The sequence below is a fragment of the Prosthecobacter sp. genome, from assembly GCF_044373815.1.
Taxonomy (GTDB): domain Bacteria; phylum Verrucomicrobiota; class Verrucomicrobiia; order Verrucomicrobiales; family Verrucomicrobiaceae; genus Prosthecobacter.
On record NZ_JBIPNG010000028.1, the window covers coordinates 21725 to 27872 of the forward strand.

5 protein-coding genes are annotated in these 6148 nt (G+C 57.0%); 4 read left to right on the top strand and 1 reads right to left on the bottom strand.

Translation table 11 applies throughout. The features are described from left to right. The first annotated feature begins 115 nt into the window (after window positions 1-115). From ACIREA_RS04245 to ACIREA_RS04255, 3 genes are all read left to right on the top strand, one after another. Window positions 116-784: a TPM domain-containing protein gene (locus ACIREA_RS04245; protein WP_397380882.1), complete on the top strand. Its 669-nt coding sequence runs from the start codon at window positions 116-118 to the stop codon at window positions 782-784. Further along, window positions 765-1952: a hypothetical protein gene (locus ACIREA_RS04250; RefSeq protein WP_397380884.1), complete on the top strand. Its 1188-nt coding sequence runs from the start codon at window positions 765-767 to the stop codon at window positions 1950-1952. The genes ACIREA_RS04245 and ACIREA_RS04250 overlap by 20 nt, the downstream gene beginning before the upstream one ends. A 793-nt stretch (window positions 1953-2745) precedes the next feature. After that, window positions 2746-4179, top strand: a complete 1434-nt coding sequence (locus ACIREA_RS04255; protein WP_397380886.1) for a hypothetical protein — start codon at window positions 2746-2748, stop codon at window positions 4177-4179. A 26-nt stretch (window positions 4180-4205) separates the two neighbouring features. On the opposite strand, the gene ACIREA_RS04260 is transcribed toward ACIREA_RS04255, so the two are convergent. Further along, entirely contained in the window at window positions 4206-5564 is a 1359-nt protein-coding gene (locus ACIREA_RS04260; protein WP_397380888.1) for a DUF1552 domain-containing protein, read from the bottom strand. A gap of 143 nt (window positions 5565-5707) precedes the next feature. Here ACIREA_RS04260 and ACIREA_RS04265 point away from each other — a divergent pair. Next, the coding region (locus tag ACIREA_RS04265; RefSeq protein WP_397380890.1) for a plastocyanin/azurin family copper-binding protein at window positions 5708-6148 on the top strand (441 nt) is incomplete at its 3' end.

Genomic DNA, 6148 nt, shown 5'->3' on the forward strand with positions numbered 1-6148 from the left:
TTGTTGAATCAACTTATAGTTACACCACAAAGGCCACCTGGTGTAAACATTTTTTCTGTGTCATGAGTGACGAAATAGGGCTTGATTAGTTGTATATTCCATATATTCTATAACAATGAAATGTCCGCGCTGCCAAGCTAGCGTCCGCTCAGAGCAGAGCACCTGCTCTGCTTGCGGATTTTCTGCGACATTACTGCATAGCTACCTTGGAAATCAATGGGTTAGGTTGGAACGAATCACCGATGCAGCCCACTGCCTGCGGCTGGAAGACACCCGGCGCATCGAGATCATTCTGGACGATTTTGAACGCAGCTTCCCCCAAGCCTTTTTTGCCGTCTACTTAGGCACGCTGCCCAATAACTTAAGCGTCGCAGAGCTGGGCTTCTGGCTGCTCAATCAAGGAGCGTTCAACACACACTCAGTCAGCCGCCGCAATGATTTTGGAATGGTGCTGGTTGTGGATCCCTCAGCGCAAACCGCCTGCATCACCCTGGGATATGCCATTGAAAAATGTTTCAGCCCAAAAATCATCAGCCGCATGATGCAAACCGCCGGCGGCCATCTGAGCAAAGGCGCTTTCGGGATGGCCATTGAAGCCTCCTGCATTCGCGCTGGCGAGGTGTTGCAAAAACACGCCCGTCCAATGCAATGGCAGCCCGAGGCAGCGGGCATGGCAGACTCCGCTTCTGACATCGGCCTGCAGCCTTTGAGGGGTGGGCATCGGCCCACCTCACGGCCTCTGGCTGATTTATCCGCCCCAAGACATGATCAAGCCCTTTCATGACGCTATGGCAACTGCAATTCCCAGCGCCAAAAATCTCCCCTTAGTGCTGCTGCTCACGCTGCTGTGCTTTGCTGGAAATGCGTCCGCCGAGGATGGCCAGCCTGTTGAGAAAGCCGAGGAACATTCATTGCCACTGCCGCGCTGGAGTGAGCAGGAGCTTAAGAAATTCCGTGAAAGTCTGCCTGGCGGCAACAGCCCTGGAGTTCTGCCTCCCAAAAGTGGCGAGTCCGGCTCTGACATCAACGAACTCATCAATACCCCCTTGTCCAGCGGTCCCCGGCTGGATCATTTTTTCAACAGCCGCGACAGCGAACTCTCCCCCCGTCTGCAGGCCGAAGACATGCGGCTCTTTCTCCCCGAAGCCATCCTCGGACTGCCAACGCAAGGCCCGGCCAGCGCAGTGCAACTGCCCACGCCGCTCGCTTCCCTCAAAGACGTTCCCCGGGAATTTCTTGCCGCATGCAGTCAGAGTCTGCCCAAAGAGCACCTCATTGATCCTGACCAGCTTGTGCCTGAGATCCAGAATCATGACATGCTGCGCCTTCTTGGATTCCATGCCCAGGATGCACGCATCAAGTTGTACGTTTTGGTGATCGGACATGATCAAAAGCTTCCTGAGGGTGCAGACTTGGAAAAATTTGCCTCTGGCAGCCTGCTTCAATCAGATGCCTGCCTGGTGGTCTACCCTCTGGGGGAACCTTGGCGCACGCGTTTGTTTGTGAGCAGGTCCATCCACAACCAGATTTCCACGGAGTTTCTCAGTGAAACGATTCAGGCATGTCTGAAAGAGTCCCTTCAAACCAGCAATGTACACGATCAACTGCGTCGCTACACCATCCACCTTTCGACACGGCTGTTCTGGTTGCAGAAAGCTCTGATTACTGATGTGGCTGGCAAGACTGACAAAGACCAGGCTCTGGCTGAATTCAGTTCCCAGTTAAAAGTTCCCGCGGCTTCTCCAAACACCCAGAGTCTCACCCAAGTAGTGATTGGGATGTCTGTCAGTCTGCTGCTCCTCGGCCTCATCGGCATCGTCTGCCGTCGATTTTTACACCTCCTGCAGCTTAGAAAGCAACGCCGCGTCTGGATGCTTGCCGAACCTGAGACGGCCCCTCGACTAGGCGGCGCTTTTACCGGCGGCGGCGGCGGCATGATCCGATATGCCTGATTTTCAAGGACTCCCAAGCATCAAGAAACCAGACACTTTTCCAACTTCAATTTGTCAAAACCAATCCTTGAATGATAATTAGTGAAATTGACCATAATGATTTAATCTGATGAACCCGGACACGATCCAGTTTCAATGTGGCTTCTGCCACACGATCCTGACGGTACCTGCTCAAATGGCAGGCGTCACGGGTCCGTGCCCGAGTTGCGGACAAACGGTCACTTCACCCTCGCCTGCACCCGTCGAAGTGCCAGTGCCGCATTGGTCTCCAGCACCTGTGGCCGCGCAGCCCCCTGCCCCAGCACCCGCCTGGCCTCCAGCACCACAATCCCCCTTGATGGGAGAAATGCCAGGGACAGGCATGCCGGTCTCTGGTCTCAACGCAGGGCTGAATCTCAACACGGGACTGCCTCCAAAGCGCGCTCCGGGCCAGCCGCCCCTGAGCACGACGATGAATGTTCCTGCCGGCCAGACACCTTGGTCTTCGCCTCCGGCATCACCAGCAGCTATGCCGAATTTAGCTTCGCTCGATATGCCTTCCGGGCTCTCGGGAAATGGACTGCCCAATCAGTCACGCTTCATTCCTGGTGCGCCAGCTTTGCCGAACATGGGGCCGCTGGGAGGCACTGGCGGAATGCCTGGAATGCTGGGCAACCTGCAAGGCTCGTCACTGCTCGGCAGAGATGTTTCCCCCGCACCCTTATCCCCGGTCACACAACAGCTCCATTCTGCAGGCGCCCCCTCTCTCAGTCTGGGCGGCCCCCTCGGGCATGACCCTGCTTCCGCAGCACACATGGCCCCCATTCCATCAGGAAGGAGCATTGCCAGCCTCAGAGCTCCACGCGGGACCAATTTCATCAGGCTCGCGTTCGCTGCTGTCTTCCTCCTCGGGTTTCTCGGTCTCGTCGGCTTCCTCTTGAAGGATTACTTCCCTGGCCTGATCCCAAGCCTTACCGGGCATGATGTGGCTGAAGAAACCTCCAAGGACGAGCCTGGCACCCCGACGCCGCTCATACCCACTCAAGAGCCTGGCACATCGTCCAAGCTTTCCAATAATGCGACAGGGGAAAAGCCTGCCCCACTTCCCTCCTCATCCTCCGAGGCCAAGGCCAAGCAGACATCAATCACTGTTGGTTTTGATCCTCAAGAACCATCGCCCTCGAAGGTGGCATCCGTTGCAGCGGATGAAAAAGCCGCCACAGCCGTTGTACCCAGCCCCCCTTCGGCAACAGGTGCCACACCGATGGCCGCCACACCAGTCCCGCCGCCAGCAGCAGGCACACTTCTAGAAGTTCCCGCCAAACCTGTCATGAATGCGGAGTCGCCAGGTGCCCCGGCCTCCACGCCCTCCAGCCTGGCACAATCTCACATCATTGAGGAAGATGACGTACCAGCTGCGGCCCAGCCTGCCGTGGAAGCACTCAAAAAGTTCCTCCAAGCAAAATCCCTCGAAGAGCGCCTCAAATACACGCTCGGCGCCGACATGATGAAACCCCACATGGAGCGCTATTACACGCATGCGCCTGACGGCCCCATCGTGGTGGACCGCATTCAGTTTGTCCGCATGGACCCCAACCCCGAGCTCGGTTCCGGCAAGCACTGCATCTTGAGCCTGGAAAACAAAACCTGGGAGTTTTCAGTTCCAGTCATGCTGGAGGAGAAAGAAGACGGCTTCAAAGTGGACTGGGTTGCCTTTGTGGAATTCAAGGACCGCATGCTGGAAAAATTCTTTCAGACCTACATGCCCGGCAAGGCTTGCTTTCATGTCGGCATCATCCGCCATCACTTCTTCGAAGACGGCGTGCCCAACGTGGATCGTAAAGATGCCTTCCGTGTCAGCCCTGCCCCGCCCAATTCCTTCCAGGCATCCGTGTTCCTCGACAAAGATTCCGCCCTTGCACAGGAATTGCGTACCCGCATGCCGTGGGAAACTCATGTGTGGGCCGTAGTGGAGCTGGAATGGAAAAAACTTGGCTCACAGCAGTGGGTTGAACTCAGCGCGGTCCCACAGATGCACTGGTATTCCCTGCCGATGGTTCCCAAAGCCAGTGCCGCACCGCCGAAAACCGCCGCAGTGGATGAACTGCCTCCAGGCATTTCTAAAAATGGCAGCCGTGGCAAATCCATCGCCCCATCTTCCAACAACATGCCACCTCCGGGCATTCGCAAGTCCACGCCTGGGCTGCCAGACACGATCAAGCGGCCACTCATCCCCGGCGGGCGCTGAAGTGAAAAAGGGCGCAGGCCCTCAACTTAGCTGACTTCCAGCTTGCCCGTGCTGTCTCCCACCTTCTCTGCGGGCACACCGAGGCGGTCCAGCAGCGAGAGGTAAAGGTTCGTCATCGGTGTTTCACCCGGCAGCACCATGCGCTTGCCCGGTGTCAGAGTACCACCGGCACGGCCTGCCAACAGGATCGGCAGATTGTCATGGTTATGGCGGTTGCCATCTCCGATGCCACCGCCGAATACGATCATAGAATTGTCCAGCAGGGTGCTGTCCCCTTCCTTCACCGATTTCATCTTGTCGAGGAAGTAGCCGAACTGACGCAGATAGAACTGGTCGATCTTGGCGATCTTGGCCAGCTTCTGCGGATCGCTCTGATGATGGGACAGCGAATGATGCGCGTCCGGAACGCCGAGCTCAGGGAAGCTCCGGTTGCTGCCGTCGTGCGCGAGCATGAACGTCGAAAGACGCGTCGTGTCGGTCTGGAACGCGAGGACCATCAGGTCAAACATGGTGCGGATGTGCTCCTCGTAGGAATCAGGGATGCCCTCAGGGATTTTCACATCGGGCATTTGCGCGGAAAACTTCTCCGCACGCTCGATGCGCAGCTCAATATCACGCACTGAGGAAAAGTATTCGTCAAGCTTGCGGCGATCTCCCGCATCCACCTTGCCCTGCAGGCTTTTTGCTTCATCGAGAACTGTGTCGAGAATGCTTTTCTGCATCCGCTTGGCACGCGCCGCTTCCGGCCCTTTGCCCGCTGTGGCACCGAGGCCAAACATGCGTTCAAACACCAGACGCGGGTCCATTTCAGGAGCCATCGGCATGGTCTCATTCTTCCATGCCAGATTGAACTGATAGGCACAGGAGTAGCCGGAATCACACTTGCCCGAGCTGCGCTGCCCATCCGTGCTCAGCTCCAGCGACGGCAGCCGCGTGAGATGGCCGATCTTTTGCGCCGCGATCTGATCCACCGAGATGCCGAGATGAATGTCTGCACCCGCCGTTTTCTTTGGCATGCAACCCGTGAGGAAAGTGGCCGTTGCACGCGCATGGTCACCGCCGCCATTGCCATGGCTGCGAGCGAAATCCTGCATCAGACCTGAGACCACCATGAAATCATTGCGATGCTGCTCGATCTGCTTCAGCGAAGGAGAAAGCTGATAATTCACCCCTTCTCCCGTGGGCATCCATTGCTCCACATTCACGCCATTGGGAATGTACATCCATGCGGCACGAACTGGCTTGGCCGCCGGTTTGCTCGCAGCAAAAGCACGCGCACCGAATGATTCCAGCAGCGGCAGTGAAATCATCGAACCCAGCCCTCGCAAAACTTGGCGGCGGCTGAGAGAATGGGCGGCGAGGGAGGTTTCGCGAAACTCGTTCATATACATTGTGATTACGCTGGAGGCGGGGAGAAACTTTCTTGCCAGACAGTAGCATACCTGGCTCAACTGCCACGAAAGTAGTTGAAATTCCGCCTCGACACGGCCCGATTAAGCTTCCCCCGCCAATCCCCCCCCCACAAAAAATGAAACACACCCGTATCCTGCTCCTTTCCATCGCAACCTTCGCACTCTCCGGCCTTGCCCAGGATGCCAGCGTCGCCACCATCGAACTCAAGCCGGACGCTAAGAATCCGCTGGGTTATGACAAGACTGAACTCAGCGTCACCGCAGGACAGAAGGTGAAGCTCACTCTCAACAACACCGGCAGCATCGCCCCGCAGCCGCACAATTTCCTTTTGCTCAAACCCGGCAAACTTGACGCCGTCGGTGCACTGGCAAACGCCATGCTTGCCGATCCCCAGGGCATGGCCAAAAGCTACATCCCCGAAGCGGCCAAGCCTGACATCGTGGTCAACACCAAGCTCGTCATGCCCAACATGACCGAAACCATCGAGTTCACCGCCCCTGCAGAAGCCGGCGACTACCCCTACATGTGCACCTTCCCCGGCCACTGGCTCCTGATG

What these genes read in the sequence shown, in the direction of transcription:
- ACIREA_RS04245 (WP_397380882.1), top strand. Translation starts at nt 116, where the DNA reads ATGAAATGTCCGCGCTGCCAAGCTAGCGTCCGCTCAGAGCAGAGCACC.
- ACIREA_RS04250 (WP_397380884.1), top strand. Translation starts at nt 765, where the DNA reads ATGATCAAGCCCTTTCATGACGCTATGGCAACTGCAATTCCCAGCGCC.
- ACIREA_RS04255 (WP_397380886.1), top strand. Translation starts at nt 2,746, where the DNA reads ATGGCCCCCATTCCATCAGGAAGGAGCATTGCCAGCCTCAGAGCTCCA.
- ACIREA_RS04260 (WP_397380888.1), bottom strand. Translation starts at nt 5,564, where the DNA reads ATGAACGAGTTTCGCGAAACCTCCCTCGCCGCCCATTCTCTCAGCCGC.